The 20407-nt window shown below is 66.2% G+C and carries 20 protein-coding genes, 1 tRNA gene and 1 pseudogene; 9 read left to right on the forward strand and 13 right to left on the reverse strand.

The window, feature by feature from the left end; genetic code table 11:
• Nucleotides 1–683 (forward strand): annotated as a pseudogene (locus ACN675_RS21155) (hypothetical protein); the annotation flags it as partial.
• Here ACN675_RS21155 and ACN675_RS21160 read toward each other — a convergent pair.
• Nucleotides 658–1275, reverse strand: a complete 618-nt coding sequence (locus ACN675_RS21160) for a TetR/AcrR family transcriptional regulator (protein WP_420752711.1) — start codon at nucleotides 1273–1275, stop codon at nucleotides 658–660. The pseudogene ACN675_RS21155 and the gene ACN675_RS21160 overlap by 26 nt on opposite strands.
• A gap of 89 nt (nucleotides 1276–1364) precedes the next feature.
• Here ACN675_RS21160 and ACN675_RS21165 point away from each other — a divergent pair, with 89 nt between their 5' ends.
• Nucleotides 1365–2186 carry an oxygenase MpaB family protein gene (locus ACN675_RS21165; RefSeq protein ID WP_420752712.1) on the forward strand — a complete coding sequence of 274 codons (822 nt, stop codon included), beginning with the start codon at nucleotides 1365–1367 and terminating at the stop codon, nucleotides 2184–2186.
• Nucleotides 2187–2294: 108 nt separating this feature from the next.
• Nucleotides 2295–2368, forward strand: a tRNA-Gly gene (locus tag ACN675_RS21170).
• 532 nt (nucleotides 2369–2900) lie between these two features.
• Here the strand turns inward: ACN675_RS21170 and ACN675_RS21175 are convergent.
• The 4 genes from ACN675_RS21175 to ACN675_RS21190 form a co-directional block, all read right to left on the reverse strand.
• Nucleotides 2901–3521 (reverse strand): sigma-70 family RNA polymerase sigma factor, encoded by a 621-nt coding sequence (locus ACN675_RS21175; protein ID WP_420752713.1) that lies wholly within the window; start codon nucleotides 3519–3521, stop codon nucleotides 2901–2903.
• A gap of 473 nt (nucleotides 3522–3994) precedes the next feature.
• A complete protein-coding gene (locus ACN675_RS21180) occupies nucleotides 3995–4801 on the reverse strand; it encodes an ABC transporter permease (RefSeq protein ID WP_420752728.1) in 807 nt (268 codons plus the stop codon).
• 5 nt (nucleotides 4802–4806) lie between these two features.
• Nucleotides 4807–5733, reverse strand: a complete 927-nt coding sequence (locus ACN675_RS21185; protein WP_420752714.1) for an ATP-binding cassette domain-containing protein — start codon at nucleotides 5731–5733, stop codon at nucleotides 4807–4809.
• Between the two features lie 245 nt (nucleotides 5734–5978).
• Complete coding sequence (locus ACN675_RS21190) at nucleotides 5979–6341, reverse strand: hypothetical protein (protein ID WP_420752730.1); 363 nt, start codon at nucleotides 6339–6341, stop codon at nucleotides 5979–5981.
• On the opposite strand from ACN675_RS21190, the gene ACN675_RS21195 reads away from it, so the two are divergent.
• Entirely contained in the window at nucleotides 6255–7076 is an 822-nt protein-coding gene (locus ACN675_RS21195; protein WP_420752715.1) for a helix-turn-helix domain-containing GNAT family N-acetyltransferase, read from the forward strand. The two genes, ACN675_RS21190 and ACN675_RS21195, sit on opposite strands and share 87 nt — an antisense overlap.
• A gap of 28 nt (nucleotides 7077–7104) precedes the next feature.
• Nucleotides 7105–7635, forward strand: a complete 531-nt coding sequence (locus ACN675_RS21200) for a DinB family protein (protein ID WP_420752716.1) — start codon at nucleotides 7105–7107, stop codon at nucleotides 7633–7635.
• 328 nt (nucleotides 7636–7963) lie between these two features.
• Here ACN675_RS21200 and ACN675_RS21205 read toward each other — a convergent pair whose 3' ends face one another.
• The 4 genes from ACN675_RS21205 to ACN675_RS21220 are packed head-to-tail and all read right to left on the reverse strand — an operon-like array spanning nucleotide 7964 to nucleotide 10944.
• A complete protein-coding gene (locus tag ACN675_RS21205) occupies nucleotides 7964–9010 on the reverse strand; it encodes an ArsO family NAD(P)H-dependent flavin-containing monooxygenase (protein ID WP_420752717.1) in 1047 nt (348 codons plus the stop codon).
• Complete coding sequence (locus tag ACN675_RS21210) at nucleotides 9007–9441, reverse strand: arsenate reductase ArsC (RefSeq protein WP_420752729.1); 435 nt, start codon at nucleotides 9439–9441, stop codon at nucleotides 9007–9009. The genes ACN675_RS21205 and ACN675_RS21210 overlap by 4 nt, the downstream gene beginning before the upstream one ends.
• Nucleotide 9442: 1 nt before the next feature.
• Nucleotides 9443–10546, reverse strand: coding sequence for an ACR3 family arsenite efflux transporter (gene arsB, locus ACN675_RS21215; protein ID WP_420752718.1), 1104 nt, complete (start codon nucleotides 10544–10546; stop codon nucleotides 9443–9445).
• Nucleotides 10543–10944 carry an ArsR/SmtB family transcription factor gene (locus ACN675_RS21220; RefSeq protein ID WP_420752719.1) on the reverse strand — a complete coding sequence of 134 codons (402 nt, stop codon included), beginning with the start codon at nucleotides 10942–10944 and terminating at the stop codon, nucleotides 10543–10545. Before ACN675_RS21220 ends, arsB begins: the two co-directional genes overlap by 4 nt.
• A gap of 323 nt (nucleotides 10945–11267) precedes the next feature.
• Here ACN675_RS21220 and ACN675_RS21225 point away from each other — a divergent pair, with 323 nt between their 5' ends.
• Nucleotides 11268–11681 (forward strand): helix-turn-helix domain-containing protein, encoded by a 414-nt coding sequence (locus ACN675_RS21225; protein ID WP_420752720.1) that lies wholly within the window; start codon nucleotides 11268–11270, stop codon nucleotides 11679–11681.
• A 22-nt stretch (nucleotides 11682–11703) separates the two neighbouring features.
• Here the strand turns inward: ACN675_RS21225 and ACN675_RS21230 are convergent, their stop codons facing one another.
• The 3 genes from ACN675_RS21230 to ACN675_RS21240 form a co-directional block, all read right to left on the reverse strand.
• The gene (locus ACN675_RS21230) at nucleotides 11704–11838 is read right to left on the reverse strand and encodes a hypothetical protein (RefSeq protein ID WP_420752721.1); all 135 of its coding nucleotides are present in this window, start codon (nucleotides 11836–11838) and stop codon (nucleotides 11704–11706) included.
• 423 nt (nucleotides 11839–12261) lie between these two features.
• Nucleotides 12262–13233 carry a hypothetical protein gene (locus tag ACN675_RS21235; RefSeq protein ID WP_420752722.1) on the reverse strand — a complete coding sequence of 324 codons (972 nt, stop codon included), beginning with the start codon at nucleotides 13231–13233 and terminating at the stop codon, nucleotides 12262–12264.
• The gene (locus ACN675_RS21240) at nucleotides 13230–13739 is read right to left on the reverse strand and encodes a hypothetical protein (protein ID WP_420752723.1); all 510 of its coding nucleotides are present in this window, start codon (nucleotides 13737–13739) and stop codon (nucleotides 13230–13232) included. Before ACN675_RS21240 ends, ACN675_RS21235 begins: the two co-directional genes overlap by 4 nt.
• A gap of 219 nt (nucleotides 13740–13958) precedes the next feature.
• Here ACN675_RS21240 and ACN675_RS21245 point away from each other — a divergent pair, with 219 nt between their 5' ends.
• Nucleotides 13959–15353: an IS1380 family transposase gene (locus ACN675_RS21245; protein WP_420752724.1), complete on the forward strand. Its 1395-nt coding sequence runs from the start codon at nucleotides 13959–13961 to the stop codon at nucleotides 15351–15353.
• Between the two features lie 155 nt (nucleotides 15354–15508).
• On the opposite strand, the gene ACN675_RS21250 is transcribed toward ACN675_RS21245, so the two are convergent.
• Nucleotides 15509–16753 carry a glycosyltransferase gene (locus tag ACN675_RS21250; RefSeq protein ID WP_420752725.1) on the reverse strand — a complete coding sequence of 415 codons (1245 nt, stop codon included), beginning with the start codon at nucleotides 16751–16753 and terminating at the stop codon, nucleotides 15509–15511.
• A gap of 505 nt (nucleotides 16754–17258) precedes the next feature.
• On the opposite strand from ACN675_RS21250, the gene ACN675_RS21255 reads away from it, so the two are divergent.
• Nucleotides 17259–18770 (forward strand): basic amino acid/polyamine antiporter, encoded by a 1512-nt coding sequence (locus ACN675_RS21255; RefSeq protein ID WP_420752726.1) that lies wholly within the window; start codon nucleotides 17259–17261, stop codon nucleotides 18768–18770.
• A 14-nt stretch (nucleotides 18771–18784) separates the two neighbouring features.
• On the forward strand, nucleotides 18785–20026 hold the full coding sequence (locus ACN675_RS21260) for an arginine deiminase (protein ID WP_420752727.1): 1242 nt from the start codon (nucleotides 18785–18787) through the stop codon (nucleotides 20024–20026).
• Nucleotides 20027–20407: the final 381 nt, after the last annotated feature.

Genomic DNA, 20407 nt, shown 5'->3' on the forward strand with positions numbered 1-20407 from the left:
GACAACGGGAGGTCGCGGGGTGGCCGCTGCTGCTGGCCGCGGCGGTCGCGGGTGTGTGCTGGTCGGTACCGCGGTTGGTGCCCGCCGGGACGTGGCGTTTCGCCGCGGGCCTGCCCGCCGTGCTGTCTGCGCGGTCGCTGACGGGCGCGGCGTTCTTCGGAGCCGAGGTGTACGTGCCGCTGGCGTTGGTGCAGTTCCACGGGTTCACGCCCGCGCATGCCGGGATGTTCCTGACGGTGTCGGCGCTCGCGTGGTTCGCCGGGGCGTGGATGGCGGCGCACGTGTCGGCGCTGTCCGATGCGGCGGTGCGCGTGCGGTGGGGTACGGCGGCGCTCGCACTCGGGATCGGCGCGTCGACCACCGTGCTCTGGTCGGATATGTGGCCCGCGATCGCGCTGGCCGGCTGGTCGGTGACGAGCCTCGGGATCGGGATGGTGTTCGCGTCGACGTCGGTGCTGTTGCTCGACTACTCGCCGCCCGAGCAGACGGGCACGAGCTCGGCGGCGATGCAGGTCAATGATGCTGCGGCGCAATCGGTGTGGCTGTGCGCCGGGGCCGTGGTGTTCGCCGCGTCCGCAGCCACCGTGTGGGGGTTCGCGGCGATGTTCGCGGGTGCGGCGGTGGTCGCGGCCGGGGCGTTCGCGGCCGCCGGCCGGATCACCGCATCATCGTCGATGCGGTGAGAAGCAGTTCGGTGCACGCCTCGACGACCTCGTCCTCCTCGAGGGGGACCGTGCCGTCGAGCCAGGACGTGAGTGCCTGCGCCAGCCCGCCGACGACGAAGTGCGCCGCGAGATCGAGCGCGGGGCTGAGTTTCGCTTGGTAGAAATCCTCGGCCTGCATCGTCACCAGCCCGGCGAACATGCGCGCGGACTCGAGTCGGCGGCGCGCGAGTTGCGGATCGGCCTGGCTGACGGAGAACAGCACGCGTCCCAGGCGGGGATCCGCGGCGATCTCGCGAACGATGTTCGCGACGGCCGCGTGCACGATGCCGCGTTCGTCGCGGGGCGCGGCAGCCACGGCCGCGAGGGTGCTCTGCGCGATCTGCTGCACGACGTGGTCGTAGACGGCGCCGGTCAGCGCGTCGCGGTCGGCGAAGCTCTCGTAGAAATAGCGCGAGGCCAGGCCGGAGCGTTTGCACACGCCGCGCACCGACAGGGTGGGTTCTCCGTCGGGTGCGCCGAGCAGGTCGAGACCTGCCTCGATGAGCTGGGCGCGACGGTCCGCCTGCCGTTCCTCGCCGCCGCGTCCCCCGTAGAGCCGTCCTGTTGCCATGCGGCCATCTTGTCAGCCTCGCTGCTTTACGAGCGTCATATATCTGCGTACATTCGTATCCAGATACTGTTCGCATTGAGGGGTGGAGCGTGACGACGACGGAGAAGCCGGCAGGACTCGACGACACGATGGACGGCATCGGCCTCGCCGCCGGAGCCGCGAACATCATCATGCAGCTGTCGTGGCCCGGCGTCGGCTACGGAGTGTTCGAGAGCCGCGTCGAATCGGGACGTCTGTTCGATCACCCGTTCAAGCGCACCCGCACCACCCTCGGCTACCTCGCGGTCGCCGCGCGCGGCACCGAAGAGGAACGAAAGCTGTTCCGCGAGGCCGTGAATCGCTCACACCGGCAGGTCCGGTCCACCGCCGAGAGCCCGGTGAAGTACAACGCATTCGATCCGGAACTGCAGCTGTGGGTCGCGGCGTGCATCTACCGCGGATTCGAGGACGTGCACCGGGCGCTGTACGGGCCGATCGCCGACGAACACGTCGACTACTTCTACCGAAACGGCGCCAGGTTCGGCACCACTCTGCAGGTCAAGCCGGACATGTGGCCGGTCGACCGGGAGGCGTTCGAGGAGTACTGGAACGAGGGCCTGAAGAAGGTCCACATCGACGACAAGATCCGCGAGCACCTGCTGTCCATCACCAAGCTCGAATTCGTGCCCGGTCCGGCGTCGCTGCTGTTCGGCCGGATGAATCTGTTCTTCACCGCCGGGTTCCTCCCACCGTTGTTCCGCGACGAGATGCGACTGGCGTGGAGCCCGCGCGACCAGCGTCGCTTCGACCGGGTCACGCGCGCGATCGGCAAGGTCAACAAGCGACTTCCCGTCCCCGTCCGCGAAGCCCCCTACCGGCTGCTCCTCGCCGACATGCGGTGGCGGATCCGGACCGGCCGCGCCCTCGTGTGAGCGGCCGGCGACACACGCCGCAGACATCGTGACAGAGGTCGCGGGGAGTCTGATACAGTGTGCGACGAGCTAGGGACGAGCCGGTGAAAATCGGCAAAAGCCCAGCGTGCCGATGTAGTTCAATGGTAGAACATCAGCTTCCCAAGCTGAATACGCGGGTTCGATTCCCGTCATCGGCTCCAACGGCTACGCCGCGGAGCGGCAGCCGAGTGCTTGCCCAATGATCACGGTCGCTGCCTCGGTTACCGACTTTGACACCCACCTCTCGTCCTGTCGGTGCTTCACCGCAACCACATCCCGTGATCTGAACGGGAAGCGCGTACCCACATCGCCTATGGCGGTTCCGGCGCTGCTGTTTCGTGGGGTTGCGTCCCTTCTCGTGCTCCTTCGTCTGATCCGGTACCCATCCCCACGGATCCAGGAGTCACCATGACCAACCCGAACGAGTTCGAGACCGCGGCGACGTATCGAACGGACGCGACCCCACAGGCTGCTGCACCCACGTGTTGCAGCGCCGAAGAGCAAACTACGTGCTGCGACCACAGCGAGAAGTCGACGTGCTGTGGTCCGGCGGCGACGGCCGGCGGCGGATGCGGCTGCCAGTAGCTGGTCATCCGCAACGCGGTGCGGTGCGAGCGAATCTGCTCGCACCGCACTCGTTTGTGTGGTCTCGTGCGGTCCACCGGTCGTCGTGACCGGACGCTGTGCTCCGGTTTACCGGTCCGCCGGTGGGGTGGCTCCGCAGGCACAGGATCCGCTACGGGGCTGATAGTCGTGCACGTGGCCGGTGTGATCCTGGCTGATCCGACAGCAGGCGTGCAGTTGGGCTTGGAGAGCGGCGCGGCCGCGTTGGACCCGGGATTTCATCCCGGACACCGAGATTCCCGCCTCGTTGGCAGCGGCGGCGTGGGTTCGGGCGTCGAGGTCGACCATCTTCACCGCCGCGGCCTGCTCGGCGGGCAGCCTGGAGAGCATCGGCACCAGGCACGAGGCGAGTTCCTTCTCCGCCGCTTCGTCGGCGGCGTCGGGTTCTCCGTCGGCCGGGTTGTCGGGGACGGTGTCGACGGCCAGCTCGCGGCGGTGGGGCGCGGACCGGTAGTAGTCGGTGATCGCGTTGCGGGTGATGGCATACATCCACCCGAGGATGCGGTCCTGCTCGCGCAGATGGTCGAGGCTCTTGGCCATCCGCAGGAACACGATCGACAGGATGTCGTCGGCGTCCTCCGGGCATGAGACGCGGCGGGCGATGAAGGCCCGCAAGTCGCCCGAGAAGCGGCGCCAGAGCTGCTCGAGATCGGCTGGTGTCGTCGCGGTGGTGGCCGTGTCCTCGCTCATGATCTATCGGTTCCTCTCCGTCTTTCAGGATCCTCGTCCCGAGGCGCGGGGGGCGACCCCGCAGGGGTCCTTGCAGAGGTACGGACGACGGTGACCCGGGCTCGGACGCACTCTGCGTCCGAGCCCGACGGTCCTCGTCTGTATGGGTGTCGATGTCGATTCCGGATTCTCCGGTTCGACGTACCAGTAGAAGTGCGGTGAGGAGGTGAGAGCGATGCTGACCACCCATCTGTTGTCGGGTCTGACCAGCGAAGAGGTCGACCTGATCGTGGCGGAGGAAATGCTGCTGCTCGACGCCGAATCATGAGCACCGTCGACGCCGGCACCGGGCGCATCTGCTGACCACAGCGTTCACCTGGCCTCCATCCCTTCCCCGGGGTGGAGGTCAGAAGAGTGCCCGGCTCCGGACGAGGAGCGCACGGCAAATCCGCCCTGCCTCTTCCGTATGGGGAGGGACGGGGCGGATTCGCTGTTCAGCGGGCGTGTGCCGGCCGGATCCGCCGGGCCAGAACGGGAACGGCGATCACCATCGCCCACAATGCGATCGCGGCGACGAGGGCTGCGACGGTGTCGCCGGCGGTGGCGGTGCCGAGGACGTGTCCGCGCAGGGCGTCGGTTGCGTGTGCGACCGGGTTCACTGTCGCCATGGCCTGCATCCAGCCGGGCATGGTCTCGATCGGTGCGAACGCGCTCGAGATGAACATCAGCGGCATCATCACCATCATCCCTGCGAACTGAACCACGTCCGGGCGGCGGAGCCGGTCCCCGATCAGCCCGAACAGCGCGCTCATCGCCCCGGCCAGCACCACCAGCACGACGACCGCGGCGATTGCATCCCCTGCGGTGCCGTGGAACTCGAAACCCAAAGCCACGGCGGCGATCCCGAGCAGCGCGGCCCGGGCGAGGGTGAAGACGGCCTCGTTGATGGTGCGAGCCATACCCTGCAGCGACGCCCGCATCGGCAGCGCCGCGAAGCGGTCGTGCAGGCCGTTGGTGTGATCGATCGCGGCGGACACCCCGGCGTTGGTGCCGGCCATCACCGTGGAGACGGCGAGCATGGCCGGGGTAAGGAAGTCGATGTAGCTGACCCCGCCCGGAAAACCGGGTCCGGCGGCGACGCTGCGGAAGACTTGGCTGAACAGCACCAGCATCGCCATCGGCATGGTCAGCGAGAACATCAACAGCTGCGGTACCCGGGCACTGGTGCGCAGGTTCCGGACGGTAAGGGCGGCGAGCTGGTCCGCAACCGCCGGGCGCCGATAAGTGGTCGTGGTGCGGATGGTGGTCATTTGTGGACTCCGGTGGTGTGGGCCAGGTGGGTGAAGACGTCGTCGAGGCTCGGGGAGGTCACGTCCAGGTCGGTGACCGCGATGCCGCTGCGGTGCAGATGGGCAACCAATTCTGTTGCGGCGGGGGCATCATCGACGGTGACCGACACCCGGACCCGGTCACCGTCGATCCGGTCGGTGGTCGGGGTGAACGGCAGGTCCATGATCTGGTGAGCGGGGATAGTGGTGGTCAGGACCTTGCCCCCGACGATCCGTTTCAGCTCGGCGGGGGTGCCGCGGGCGGCAACCCGACCACGGCTGAGGACGACGATGTGGTCGGCGAGCCGGTCGGCTTCCTCGAGGTACTGGGTGGTGAGCACGACGGTGGTGCCGGCGGTGGTGAGTTCGTCGACGACGTCCCACAGCCCGGTGCGGGCGAGGGGGTCCAGGCCGGTGGTCGGCTCATCCAGGAACAGCACCGACGGGGACCCGACGAGGCTGGCGGCCAGGTCGATCCGGCGGCGAGAACCCCCGGACAGTTCCCCCACCCGCCGGGTCGCGTATTCGTGCAGCCCGAGCCGGTCGATCAGAGTGTCGGCCCGCGCACGGGCCGTACGGCGCAGCCCGGTCAGACGACCCATCAGTTCCAGATTCTCTCGGGCGGTGAGGAATTCGTCGAGTCCGGCGTATTGGCCGGTCACCCCGATCCGGCGGCGCACCTCGGTGGCCTCACCGACCACGTCGAGGCCCTCGATCTGCACGCGGCCGATGGTGGGCTGCACCAGGGTGGTCAGCGTGCGGATCAGGGTGGTCTTGCCGGCGCCGTTGTGGCCGAGTACCCCGAGGGTGGTCCCGGCGGCGGCTTCGAGGTCGACGCCGTCGAGGGCCCACGTCGCGCTGTAGGCGACGTGCAGATCCTCGACCACGACGGCCGGGGCGCTCATCGCGCACCCCCACGGTCGTCGCCGGCGGGGTGGGTGGACGGGTGAGTGGTCATCGGAGGGTTCCTCTCGGAAGAAGGTTGCTCCCACCCGATGGTGGGAGCCCGCTTCCTCAGACGAGGCAACCGCGAGGTGGACGCACTCCGCCGCCGGGTCACGTCGATCGAACGGATACCGGATGCGGCCACCGTCGAGTCGGTCGGACCGTCCGAGGCCGAGGCTCCCGGCGCATCTGTCCCTGGCCCTTGTCACCGTGGCCGGGGCATGCTCGCGGTCGCCACCAGGGCGGCGAGCACCGCTGCGGCGGCGAGGATCAGGTAGGCGTGGGCGTAGCTCCCGGTGAGAGATGACAGTGCTGCGCCAGACCACGGGGCCAGGGCCATGACGACGACGATCGGCGCGGACATCAGCCCGTTCAGGCGCCCGTATTCGGTGGCGCCCCACCGGTCGGTGATCGCGGTGGCCTGGATCAGGGTGAAGATCCCCCGGATCAGCCCTGCGTCCGCACCCCCGGCGCCGATCAGGTGGATACGTTGGCGCCGGAGGATGCGGTGACCTACGTCGGCTGGTTCGCCTGCCTCGCCGATCCCACCCGGGTCCGGCTGCTGCACCAGGTCGCGTCCCGGCCCGCCGGCATAACCATCGGCGAACTCGCCGACGCCCTCGGCATCGGCCAACCCACCGTCTCGCACCACGTCCGCAAGCTCGACGACGTCGGATTCGTCACCGCCCACAAGGACCGCACCAGCACCGTCGTCATGGTCAACCCCGCGTGCTGCACCGGGCTCCCGCACGCCGCCGACGCGGTCATGGGTGTGCTCACCCCGCGGCCGTGCTGCCCGGCCGACCTTCCCGAGGACATCAGCGTGCGCCCCATGACCGACCGGGACTGGGACGACGTCCGCCGGATCTACGGCGAAGGAATCGCCACTCGCACCGCCACCTTCACCACCGAGGTTCCCTCCCGGGCAACCCTGGACGCGCAGTGGCTGCCCGGGCATCGATGGGTCGCCGAGATCGACGGCACGGTGGTCGGCTGGGCCGCCCTGACCCCGACCTCGGGGCGGGACTGCTACCGGGGCGTGGCCGAGAACTCGATCTACGTCGCCGACGGCATGCGCGGGCGCGGCGTCGGAAAATCCCTGCTGCGCACCCAGGTGATCGCCGCCGACGAGGCCGGGCTGTGGACACTGCAGACCTCGATCTTCCCGGAGAACCGGGCCAGCATCGCCCTGCACCACTCCGCCGGCTTCCGTACCGTCGGCCTCCGCGAACGCATCGCCCAACTCGACGGAATCTGGCGCGACACCGTCTTCCTCGAGCGCCGCAGTCCCGTCGCCGGGTAAGTCCCACTCGAACCGCCTGGGGCACGTCATGTCCGAGCCGCCACCCGTCGATCGCGCCGCGATCGCCGCCGACCTCGAACGGGCCCGGACCGTGCTGCACGAGTTGCTCGACAGCGCCGGTGCGGGCGAACTCGATCGACCATCGTCCGGGACCCGATGGACCAATGAACAGCTGCTGTTCCACATGGTGTTCGGTTACATGGTGGTGCGGCGGCTGCTGGTTCTGGTCCGGGTGTTCTCCCGGCTGCCCGATTGGGTCGGCCGCGGGTTCGCGTGGACTCTGGACGCGGTCACACCGGCGTTCCACGAGATCAACTATCGGGGATCGTGTATGGCGGCAACCGTGTTCGATCGCCGCCGGATGGGTCGGCACTTCGACCGCGTCATCGAGTCACTACAACGCTCCCTGGCCCGGGAATCGGACGCGAACCTGCGACGCAGCATGGCGTTCCCCGTGCGCTGGGACCCGTTCTTCACCGATGTCATGACCCTCGAAGAACTCTACCGATATCCGGGCAAGCACTTCGATTTCCACCGCAACCAGCTCACCCTCGACTGAACCCCACCGGGTCTCCGGCCGCCTTCCCCCACTCGTTCATGAACGCCTGATTCGACCACTCGATATCGACGCAGGCCGGAACACGAGCCGTTGGGAGCAGTGCCTGCTGCCATCCCTGGCACACGAACTCTCGACCGGGGACCTAGCGAGGAAACCAGCACGAATGTTCAATACCTGCACCGGGTTTCGCATGTTGACCAGACGTCGAATGTGTCGTCGGCGAGCCCCGAACCAGCCTCGTGGCCATCTGGGACTTGCCGCAGTTTTCCCGCATACGAACAGCACCGAGGGTGCGCTCGTCACAGGATCCTTTCCCGGATGAGGTCGGTCAGTCGTCGAGGTCGAGTTCGGCGACGGCGGATTTGGCGCTGCGGCCGACGCCGAGGATGGTGGCCGATCCGGGGCCGGTCCAGTCGCCGTAGCCGAGCAGATGCAGGCGCGGTTCCTTCAGGGCGCGGGCGCCGGAGACCGGCACGGTGCCGGTGTGATCGCGCAGCCGCAGCGGTGTCAGGTGTCCGAGTGCGGGCCGGAATCCGGTGGCCCACAGCACGATGTCGGCGTGCCGGCTCAGATCGCCCCAGGCGACGCCGTCGCGGGTGAGGCGCTCGAACATCGGCAGTGCGGTCATGGCGCCGCGGTCGCGGGCGGCGAGCACCTCCGGGACCATGACGATGTCCCCGAGGGCGGCGATGCCGCCGGGGTCGCGCTGCCCGGTGGCCAGGGCGGCGGCGCGGCGGGAGGCGAGCTCGAACAGTGCTCGGCCGTCGACGCCGTCGGGCAGGAACCGCGGCGGCCTGCTGGTGACCCAGGTGGTCGAGGCGGTGGTGGAGATCTCGGCGACGAGCTGGGCGGCGGAGTTGCCGCCGCCGACGACCACGACGTCCGCGCCGGCGAAGTCGGCCGGGGTGCGGTAGTCGACGGTGTGCAACTGCCGGCCGGTGAAGATGCGGGCGCCGGGGTAGGTCGGCCGGAACGGCCGCTGCCAGGTTCCGGTGGCGCTGATGACCCGGCGGGCCCGCCACTGTCGGGTGCCGGCTTCGACCACCAGGGCCCGGCCGTCGCGACGCACCGTGTTCACCCGCACCGGCCGCTCGATGGGCAGGTCGTAGCGGGTCTCGTAGGCGGTGAGGTAGTCGACGACATGTTGTGCGGGCGGGAACCCGTCCCGCCACCGGGGCATCGGCCAGCCGGGCAGGGAGGCGTACTCCGCCGGGGAGAACAGGCGCAGCGAGGGCCAGGTGTGCGGCCAGGCCCCACCGGCCGTGGGTTGGTCGTCGAGGATCACGAAGCGGTGTCCGGCCCGGCGCAGGTAGTAGCCGGCGGCGAGACCGGCCTGGCCACCGCCGATCACCACGACATCGACGCTCGTCGTCATCTCGAGCCCCGGACGTCAGCGCTGGGAAGGTGCCCGGTCAGCTCGGCGATCAGGGCCTCGACCTTGCTCTTGATCGCGTCGCGGATCGGCCGGACCGCCTCGATACCCTGTCCGGCAGGATCGTCGAGAACCCAGTCGCGGTAGGACTTTCCGGGGAAGACCGGGCAGGTGTCCCCGCACCCCATGGTGATCACCACGTCCGATGCCTGCACCGCGTCGACGGTGAGGATCTTCGGGTTCTGGGTGGAGATGTCGATTCCGACTTCGGCCATCGCCGCGACCGCGGCCGGGTTGACCCGGTCGGCGGGTGCGCTGCCGGCGGAGCGGACCTCGATCCGGTCCCCGGCGAGCGCGGCGAGGAATCCGGCGGCCATCTGGGAGCGGCCGGCGTTGTGGACACAGACGAACAGCACGGACGGTGTGGCCACGATGTCAGGACTCCTTCACTGCCGCCGGGGCGACGGTCGCGGATGCGGGAGAGGTGAAACGCGTGCGCAGTGCGAGCGACACGTAGACCAGTGCGACGAGCACGGGCACCTCGATCAGCGGTCCGACGACCCCGGCGAGGGCCTGCCCGGAGGTGGCGCCGTAGGTGGCGATCGCCACCGCGATCGCGAGCTCGAAGTTGTTGCCCGCGGCGGTGAACGCGAGGGTGGTGGTGCGCTCGTAGCCCAGACCCATCGCCGCTCCGAGGGCGTAACCGCCGCCCCACATGATCGCGAAGTACGCCAGCAGCGGGATCGCGATCCGCACGACATCGACCGGATGCGAGGTGATCTGATCCCCCTGCAGGGCGAACAGGATCACGATCGTGAACAGCAGCCCGTACAGCGCCCCGGGTCCGATGCGGGGCAGGAACGTCTGCTCGTACCAGGCGCGTCCCTTCGCCATCTCCCCGTAGTGCCGGGTGAGGAACCCGGCGAGCAACGGGATGCCGAGGAAGATCAGCACCGATTTCGCGATCTGCCAGGGTGAGGTGTCGATGGTGGTCTGCTCAAGGCCCAACCAGCCGGGTAGCACCGAGAGGTAGAACCAGCCGAGCACCGCGAACATGAGCACCTGGAACACCGAGTTGATCGCCACCAGCACCGCGGCGGCTTCGCGGTCACCGCAGGCCAGGTCGTTCCAGATGATCACCATCGCGATGCAGCGGGCCAGGCCGACGATGATGAGGCCGGTCCGGTACTCCGGCAGGTCCGGCAAGAAGATCCAGGCGAGGGCGAACATCAGTGCCGGGCCGACGATCCAGTTCAGCACCAGCGAGCCGGTGAGCATCCTGCGGTCGCCGGTGACGGTGTCGAGCCGGTCGTAGCGGACCTTCGCCAGCACCGGGTACATCATGATCAGCAGGCCCAGGGCGATCGGCAGCGAAATGCCGTCGATCTCCACCGCGGACAACACGTCCCCGATCCCGGGTACCAGGCGGCCGAGCAGCAGGCCGGCGGCCATCGCGACACCGATCCACACCGGAAGGAACCGGTCCAGGGTCGAGAGTTTCCCGACCACGGCCGGGTGCTCGGTGGTCGTCCCGGTCACCGTGTCACCTCGGCGTCGACGTCGGGCGAGGCGCAGTCCGAACCCGCCACCACACCGGACTCCGGCGACAGCACCGCCGAGAGTTGCGCCAGCGCGGACGGAATCACCCGGTAGTACACCCAGGTTCCGCGGCGCTCGCAGTCGAGCAGTCCGGCCTCGCGCAGCACCTTCAGGTGATGCGAGATCGTCGGCTGGGACAAATCGAACGCGGGCGCGATGTCGCACACGCAGCTTTCCCCGCCCTGGTGGCTGGCGATCAGGCTCAGCATCCGCAGGCGCACGGGATCGCCGATTGCTTTGAACATCCGGGCCAGATCCCCGGCCCAGTCCTCGGTCAGGGGCTCACGCGCAAGCGGGGCGCAGCAGGGTTCACCGCCCGGATCAACTTGTATCGACACACATCTATATTGATGGTTATCTAATCAAACTTCAAACCGGGCCGCTTCCTGGGGAGGAACTGACGTGTCGCTCGGCTACTCTTCGCCGCGACGCTCTCTTTCTCGAGTATCCGCTCGACCGCCAGCCATCCGCTGGTTCGATCGTCACAGCGTGTAACCGACGGCCAAGCGGATCCGTTCGTCCATGTGCGCGTGCAGCCCAGCACGAACCGTCATTGGGTGAACACTTCTCCCACTACTGAGAACCGACTTCGAATTCTCCCGACATCCCACTTCTTCCCTGAAGCGTGTGACGGTGCCGCCGGTCGGCTACCGTCCCTGCTGTGGCGCAGGAGAACGAGAACAGCTTCGGTGCCGTCCTGCGGCGTCTGCGCAAGTCCCGCAGCCTGACCCAGGAGGAGCTCGCCGAGCGAGCCGGTATCTCGGTCAAGGCGGTGAGCGCGCTCGAGCGTGGGGAGCGGCAGCGTCCCTACCCGCACACGGTCCGGGCGCTGGCTGCCGCGCTCAACCTCGACGACGCCGACCGCGAACGCCTCGGCACTGCGGTGCCCGGCGCCTCACGTCCCGCGCCTCGCAGCACAGGTACCTGGTCGGTAACCGCGCCGGCCACCGACCTCATCGGTCAACCACCCGGTGACCTGCCGGGGGATGGCACCGGCGGTGGTACCGGCCGCGTCCGGTGTTCGGTGCGCAGTGGCGCCAGGAACCGGCGGACGGTTTTGGCGCTGCCGCGGTAGCCGCGTTCGGTGATCTCCGCTGTCAGACGGGCAGCATCGGTGCACCCCGCGGCGAAGCGTTCACGCAGGTAGGTGCCAGCTCTTTGAGGCGCCAGCCCAGCAGGTGCAACTCGGCGAACGGGTAGTGCTCGAGGAACTCGTACTGTCGCGACCTCATGACTGTGAGGATGCCCGTCGGCACCGACACATGTCCGCGACGGCTGCCATTCGATGCCGGTGCCTGGCCTCTTCACGGCTGGTACGGGTTCGGCGGTAGCGGGTTGAGGTCGTCACTGTCCCAGGTGACGCGATTCGTCGCTTCCGTGTCGATGGCCTCGAGCCGGGCAGGCCCGCAGCGCTCGGGCACACTCGATCGACGAGCCGATGTAGGTCGACATCAGATCGATGTCGGTGGCGACGAACCAGGCCCGGTCCTGCGGCCACCACAGGTTCGACCCCCACGAATCCAGGGGCGCACCGCGTCACGCACCGTGCCGTGGACCAGGTGATTCTCGCGCCCGGGGTGCTCAACCGCGGCCCGAAACGGGGTAGTCCCAGGCTCTGTCCGGCGCGGCGAGTTGCGGGTATCGTCGCTCTGGGTTCACTGTCCGTCCGGTTCGGGCCGCTCCCGAGAGCGGAACTCGACTACATCGTGCTCTAGCCAGTTGTCGACCGTTGCCGACTCGAGTGTCAGTTCGTAGACCAATTCGCGTTGTTGTTCGTCCTCGGTCAGGCCGTCCAGATATCCCGGTACCTGGGTGCGATACAACTCGGCAATCGTGACAAAGGACGTGCCCAGGCACCTGGCCCGGACCCGGTTGCTGCTGACCGTGTCCCCTGACTCGGTTGGTTGGGTCAGCAGCGCGAGCCAGCCGTGATCGAACTCCGGCACTTTCGGAGAGTCCGGTGCGGTGGTCACGTACCATATCCCGGGTCGGTCTGAGGTGACGAAGCGCATGAGACGGATCGACGGTTGACCGAACTGGTTCGTACTGGCGATGGCTGCCAGGTTGGTGTGCGCCGCGACGTGGTTGAACCTGTCCATTGCGCGATCGGCGACGTCGGTTCCCGGGCGGCGGGTGACCTTGGCCCAGGCCAGCGCGGCATCCACCGAATCGAAACGCCGCTCTGCTTCGATGAAGTACAGAATCTGCGGTACGTATCCGGAGATGTTCTCGCCCTTGTAGTAGTACTGCAGCCACCGCCGTCCCGCGTGCAGATCTGCACTGTACTTCTCTCGCACCCGGTTTTCCTTACCGGCAACCAGTTTTCGTCCGTACACCGTGTGCAGTGAGGATTGCCCGATATAGGCACCGAGGATCGCTCCGATCAGGGCGGTGACGATGGCCGGCCGCCACCATCCCCAGGCGGCAGGAAGAGTATTCCTGAGGGCGAACAGCATGCAGAGCATCGTTGTTGCGACCAGTACTGCGACCGCACCGACGATCAGCACTCGGTAGCGCCGCAGTTCGTAGTGGACGGCGTCGGCGGCGCGTTGTCTCCGCTTGATGTGGAACTCACGCTGCTTCATGGTGGTGACGAGCTCCTGGTCTGCTGACGACATCGGCATCATTCGACTCCGTTCTGCCGGTACAACCCACGCAGCTCATAGGTCTCGATGTCACCCCACGGTTCGATCCGGATTCTCGTTCGCTGTCTACGTTCTGCTTCGGGTCCGAATTTGTCGGCGTACCAGTCAACCGCGATCTGCAGGCGCTGTTCCAGGCGCGGTTCGTCGTAGGTGTTCTCCTTCGCGCGACCTCTCCTTCCAGCGCGGTCGATGAGATGCAGGACGAAAAAGCCCACGACGAAGAAGCAGATGAGGATGCCTAGGAATGCCATCGTGAGATCCCACATGACGAAACCTTCGTGGTATCCCCACCATCCACGGTTGTCGTTGTTCCGGTTCAGCAGGGCCGAGGCGGTGATGACCACAGGGAGCACGGTGAAGAACCAGCCGAGCAGTACCAGGACGAGTTGGGTTGCCTTCGTGCCGAGGCGTTGTCGCCCGAAGAACCAGTCGACGGTGACGTGATCCTCGTCGACGTGATGTCTGATGTAGGACGGTGTGGCAGTCATGGCGCTTCGCGCTTTCCTGCAGAACGGGTGACCTGCAGGCTGGTGGAACGCTCCGGGGACCGCCACGTGCCGCCGTCTCGACGGTGCCACACCTTAGCCTCGGGCTTTCACGGAGATAGCGAACCGACCGAGTGTCGCATGCAAAGAATGGTGCCCTGAACTGCGAAGATGTGACTTGTCTAGGGTCATATCCGCCGCAGTTCGAGGAGCACCATTCCGGTGAGCAAGTCTACGTCCCCCTACCCACGCGTGTCCGCATCGGCCACCGGAACCGGCGTCGTGTCCCATGCCGGCGCGGCTCTGCTGCTGCGCACCGCGGAGAAGACCGGCCTCGCTGCGGCGTTGACGACCGAGCTCGCACCGTATCGAAAACCGCTGGCCCGACACGATCCCGGCAAGATCGTGCTCGATCTCGCGACGGCATTGGCGATCGGCGGGGACTGCCTCGCCGACATCGCACAACTGCGGGCGCACCCGGAGATCTTCGGTGCGGTGGCCTCGGATCCCACCGTCTCCCGCCTGATCAGCGTGTTGGCCGCTGACGCCGACACCGCGCTCGCCGCGATCGGCCGGGCCCGCGCCACCGCCCGAGCCCACGCCTGGGCCGCTGCCGGCACATCGGCTCCCGACCACGCCATCGACGAAGCCCATCCGCTGGTCCTCGACATCGATGCCACCCTGGTCACCGCGCATTCCGAGAAGGAACAGGCCGCTCCGACGTTCAAGCGTGGCTTCGGTTTCCATCCGTTGTGCGCGTTCGTCGACCACGGCACCGGCGGTACCGGTGAACCCGTCGCGATGCTGCTGCGGCCGGGCAACTCCGGGTCGAATACTGCCGCCGATCACATCACCGTGGTGCAGGACGCCCTGGCGCAGTTGCCGTTCGACCCGGGATATCGGGTCGGGAAGAAGGTGCTGGTCCGGATCGATGGTGCCGGGGGCACCCACTCCTTGATCGAGTATCTGACCAAGCGCAGGCTCTCGTATTCGGTCGGATTCGGGTTGACCGACGCCCACGCCGAAGCAATCGATCTAGTCCCTGACCAGGCGTGGACCCCGGCCTACGACGCCGACGGCCAGGTCCGCGACGGAGCCTGGGTCGCCGAGATCACCGACCTGCTCGATCTGTCGACGTGGCCGAAAGGCATGCGGGTGATCGTCCGGAAGGAGAGGCCGCATCCGGGTGCACAGTTGCGGTTCACCGACCGCGACGGGCTACGCCTGACCGCGTTCGTCACCAACACCCGCCGAGGCCAACTGCCCGATCTGGAGCTGCGGCACCGGCGTAGGGCTCGGTGCGAGGACCGGATCCGAGCAGCGAAAGTCACCAGGTTGCAGAATCTTCCGTTGCACGGTTTCGATCAGAACCGGATCTGGTTGGCGCTCGTGCAACTCGCATGCGAGCTGCTCACGTGGATGCAGATGCTCGCATTCACCGAGGTTCCGGCACGGCGGTGGGAACCGAAACGGGTGCGGCTGCGGTTGCTGTCGATCGCCGGGAGGATCGCCCGGCATGCCCGCCGTGTTCGTCTGCGGCTGGCCGTCACAGCTCCGGATGTCGATGTTCTCATGGCCGGCCTGAACCGGCTCGCAGCGCTTCCTGCGCCTGCGTGACCAGTTCTTATCTGTCCGATCGAGACGAAAGGAAACCGTTCTCGGGGCCGTGGACCTCCGCGTCACCCGACCGTGTCGGGCGACCGAGCGTGGATGCACACCGGATCCACGGTCTCCACATCCAATCCGAAGCCGCTCAGGCCGGCACGCGGGACTCACGAAAGATTGAGGTTAGCGACTGTGGGGATGAACTCATAGACGACGGTCCAGGTGTTCACCATCCAGTAGACCAGCATGTACCAGGGCGCGAACACGATGTATTTGAGGGTCTTGCCGCCGTCGTTGTAGTACGACGCAGTGGTCAACTGGATCAACCCGACGACCATCTGGATGGCGACGAAGATGCCGACCATGTACCAGTTGTGCCAGAACCGCTCCCAGTTCTGGGCCACCGCGAAGTACACCTGGGCCAGGAGGAACAACGCCATACTGATCCAGTACAGAAAGCTCCAGACGATGCTGATGCCGTAGTCCAGGATCACGGGCATCATCCGGAAGTTCGCCACCGGATGTCGCAGCAGTTTGGGGCCTTTGCTCAGAAGAACGTAGATGCCACCTGAGGACCAACGTCGCCGTTGCTTGACCAGCGCTTTCAATCGTTCGGGAACGTCGAGGAAGAACCGGATATGCGGGGCGAACAGAGCGCGCCATCCCGCCTGCTGCATGTCCCAGGCGATGGAGATGTCCTCGGTCGGCTGTTCGGCATGCCACCCACCGACGTCGATCACGGCCTGTTTCCGGTACATGGTGTTGGCCCCGGAGAATGCGAACAGAGCACCGTAGGACATTTGTGAACGCTTGATGAGACCGATGATCGAGTTCAATTCGTTCTGTTGCGCTTGTGCGGTCAGCGTCGTGCGGTTGGCCGCGAGCATGTTGCCGGTCACCGCACCGACGTTGTGCCCCCCGTCCCGTTCGAAATAGCTCATGTACTGCCACAGCGCGTCCGGATTGGGCTTGGTGTCGGCGTCGTTCGACAAGAGGAAGTCGCCGTTGGCATACGCAAGAGCGACATTGAGCCCATGGGCCTTGCCGCAGTTCTGGACGACGGTGATCACGCGGACGGTAGGAAGCTCGTCCTGGAGCTGCGCCAGGATCTCGGCGGTTCGGTCGGTCGACGCATCGTCGATGACCAGAATCTCGTACTTGTCCGCGGGATAGTTGATCTGGCTCGCCAGGTAGTGCACGGTGCTGGCGATAGACGATTCTTCGTTGTGCGCGGGGACGAAAATCGTCACGAACGGCTCGCCATGCTGCAGATACCGCGGCATTTCGCGCTTTTCCGAGAACACGTGGTAGTAGAAGCTGGACACGATGAATGCCAGGCCGCCGACAATCGGATACGCGACAATAATGAAGACGAGAATCTGTACTGCCCACTCAGCGGTATCGGACGGCATCTTGACCTCCCTGTCGAGATCACGCCACCAGCACTGACATCTCGTTCCCTCTTCGAGGAATCGGGTTTGCCAGCTTCCGCCTGACACGGCGGAACGCACCCGGGGCGAAGCACCTACCCTCAGAAGGGTCCGATCATCAGGGCGATCACGCGACCGTTATTTTGCCATCGACATCGTCCCGGAACAGTCGAATTCGCCAACTACCGTCCTGCATCGTGCCACCGCGAGAGCCTTGAACGGCTTGTCGGAGAGTTACTGACAGCCAACTCCGATGGATGGACGGTTCGAATCGGGTAGAAAAACCCGCAGTTGCGCCACCTTCGCGTACCCACTACACACCGTAGGACTGTCCTTGTCAGCAGCTCCACCTGTGAGCACCGAACCCTCATGTCGCACAGAAACGATCATTCAGCGACATCCCCACCGAAATCGGCGATTATACTTTCGCCGACTTCCCTACCGAACCCGTGACACATGCACGGCAGGAAGGATCGAGCGTGGAGTCATGACCGAGAACACCTCCACGGTGAGCGCCTCGAACGCAACAGGCACTTTGGGCCTGCCTGCCATGACCGCGATGGTTGTCGGCTCGATGGTGGGCGCAGGGGTTTTCCAGCTGCCCTCGCGATTCGCGAGCGAGACCGGGGTGTACGGCGCGGCGATCTCCTGGGCGATCGCCGGCACCGGAATGCTCACCCTCGCATTCGTTTTCCAGAACCTGGCGCGACGCAAACCGAATCTGGACAACGGCGTGTACGTCTACGCCCGTGAAGGATTCGGCGTCTACCCCGGATTCCTGTCTGCGGTCGGCTTCTGGGCCTCCGCGTGCGCCGGCAACGCCTTCTACTGGGTGCTCATCATGACCACCGTGTCGCAGTTGTTCCCGGATCTCGAACCGATTCTGGGGTCGGGCGACACCTGGTGGGCGTTCGCCGTGTCGGCAGCTGCGGTGTGGGGGTTCTTCTTCCTCATTCGCAACGGCGTGAAGGAGGCGGCATGGATCAACACGATCGTCACCGCCGCGAAACTCGTTCCGTTGTTGCTGTTCCTGATTCTTGTGATCTTCTTCTTCGAGACGGACGTCTTCGTCGACAATCTGACCGGCGGATACGACCTTCCCGGCGGGGATTCGCTGTTCCAACAGGTACAAGGCACCATGCTCATCACGGTGTTCGTGTTTCTCGGCATCGAGGGCGCGAGCGTCTATTCGCGCCATGCGAAGAAGCGGTCCGACGTCGGCAGGGCAACCGTCCTCGGGTTCCTCTCGGTGCTGGCGTTGTTCGCCAGCATCTCGATCCTGTCCTACGGCATCCTTCCCAAAGAAGAAATCGCCGCGCTGCCGCAACCCTCCATCGGAGGCGTGCTCGAATCCGTAACCGGCGAATGGGGCGGAACGCTCATCCGGATCGGACTCATCGTCTCGGTGCTGGGCGCCTATCTCGCCTGGCAGCTGCTCGCCGCTGATGTCGTCTACGCTGCAGCGAAAGACAAGGACTTTCCGGACTACTTCGCACGACTCAACAAGCACGACGCCCCGGAGTCTGCGGTGCTGTGGACCTCGATCCTGGTCACCGCCATCCTGTTCGCTGTCCAGTTCGTCGACAACGCGCTCGATTTCACCCTCGACCTCACCGCGGCACTGGCACTGTTGCCCTTCGCGCTGGCCTCCTCCTATGCCCTGAAACTTGCGCTCACACACGATGGCTACCCCGCCGACGACCGCAGTCGTACGCGCGAGCTGGTCGTGGCTGCGATCTCCACCGTCTACACCCTGTTCCTGCTGTGGGCGGCAGGGTACTTGTTCCTCTTCCTCTCGTGCGTGCTGCTCGCCCCGGCGACGCTGCTCTACTACTCTGCACGACGTAAACGGGGTGAGGCCGTGTTCACCCGCCCCGGCCTGGCGATTTTCGCTGTCGTTTCGGTCGGAGCCGTCGTCGGGATTGTGCTGATGGCCACCGGTGTCGTCCAGATCGAACAGCCCACTCCGCCTGAGCCTCCGTACCTTCCGCACCAGTGATTCAGGAGAACAGCATGCCCAGCAGCGCGCCACATGGGGTCCATTCCGAGGTCGGCACCCTGAACAAGGTGCTCGTGTGCCGGCCGGGCCTGGCGCACGAGAGGCTGACTCCGAGCAACAACGACGACCTCCTCTTCGACGACGTCCTCTGGGTGGACAAAGCCAAAGAGGACCACGGCAAATTCGTCCAAACGTTGCAGGAACGCGGAGTCGAGGTCGTCGAGCTGCATGAACTGCTCGCTGAGACGATGGCCGTGCCTGAGGCGAAAGCATGGCTTTTGGACCGCAAGATCGTTGCCAACGAGGTCGGTCTCGGACTGGTCGACGACACGAGAGCCTTCCTGGACTCGCTTCCCGACGACCGGCTGGCCGAGTACCTCATCGGGGGGTTGTCCACTCGCGATCTCCCCGACGACTTCCGTTCGCCCTACCTCGCATTGGCTCGTGAATCCACCGGCGTAAACGAATACTTGATGCCACCCCTACCGAATACGCTCTACACCCGCGACACCACCTGCTGGCTCTACGGCGGCCTCACACTCAACCCGCTCTACTGGCCCGCTCGCCATGACGAGACCCTGCTCATGAAGGCTGTCTACGAGTACCACCCCGATTTCCGAGACAGCACGATCTGGTGGGGCGATCCCGAACAGACATGGGGCCAAGCCACTCTCGAAGGCGGTGATGTGATGCCGGTCGGGGCAGGCACCGTCCTGATCGGCATGAGCGAGCGCACCAGTCGACAGGCCATCACTCAGGTCGCGCATGCACTTTTCCGTGCCGGAGCAGCCGACCGTGTGCTCGTTGCCGGCATGCCCAAACTGCGGGCAGCGATGCATCTGGACACCGTATTCACCTTCGCCGATCGAGACATCGTCACCTACTACCCCGATATTGTCGACGGTATCCATCCGATCGAACTGCGGCCCGGAACCGAGGGCCGCCTCGATGTCATCGATCACCACGGCGCGCACTGGATCGACGTCGTCGGCGCGGCGCTGTCGACCCCGCTGCGCAGAATCGAACCGGGCGGCGGTTGGTATGCCGGGGAACGACAGCAGTGGGACAGTGGCAACAACCTCGTCGCAATCGAACCCGGCGTCGTCTTCGCCTACGACCGCAACACGCACACCAACCGACTGTTGCGTGATGCCGGCGTCGAAGTCCTCGAAATCACGGGCGCTGAGCTCGGACGAGGCCGCGGCGGCGGACACTGCATGACCTGCCCGATCTCGCGGGATCCCATCAACTACTGACTCGACCAGACACCTGCCGTGTCGGATCAGGACGGGCTGCAGCTGACAGAAGGTGCCCATTCGTCGGCACGCAATCCGAGACATCGACGATCCAACCGTGACGGCCCCGTGGTTATGCCACCGACGCCGACAGCCGCCGCCTCGCCGGAATCCTCGAACGCAGCCCCGCACTGACCGCCCTTCGCGAGCACGTCCGCGGCTTCGCCGAGATCATGGTCGAGCGGCGCGGACTCGAACTCATCAGCTGGATGACCGACGTCGACGCCACCGGATCACCGCCCCTGCGGTCCTTCGCCGCCGGCCTGCGCCGTGATCTCGATGCCGTCACCGCCGGTCTGACCCTCGACCACAACTCCGGGCCGGTCGAAGGGCACGTGAACA

Source organism: Rhodococcus sp. O3 (assembly GCF_048897285.1).
Taxonomy (GTDB): Bacteria; Actinomycetota; Actinomycetes; order Mycobacteriales; family Mycobacteriaceae; genus Rhodococcus.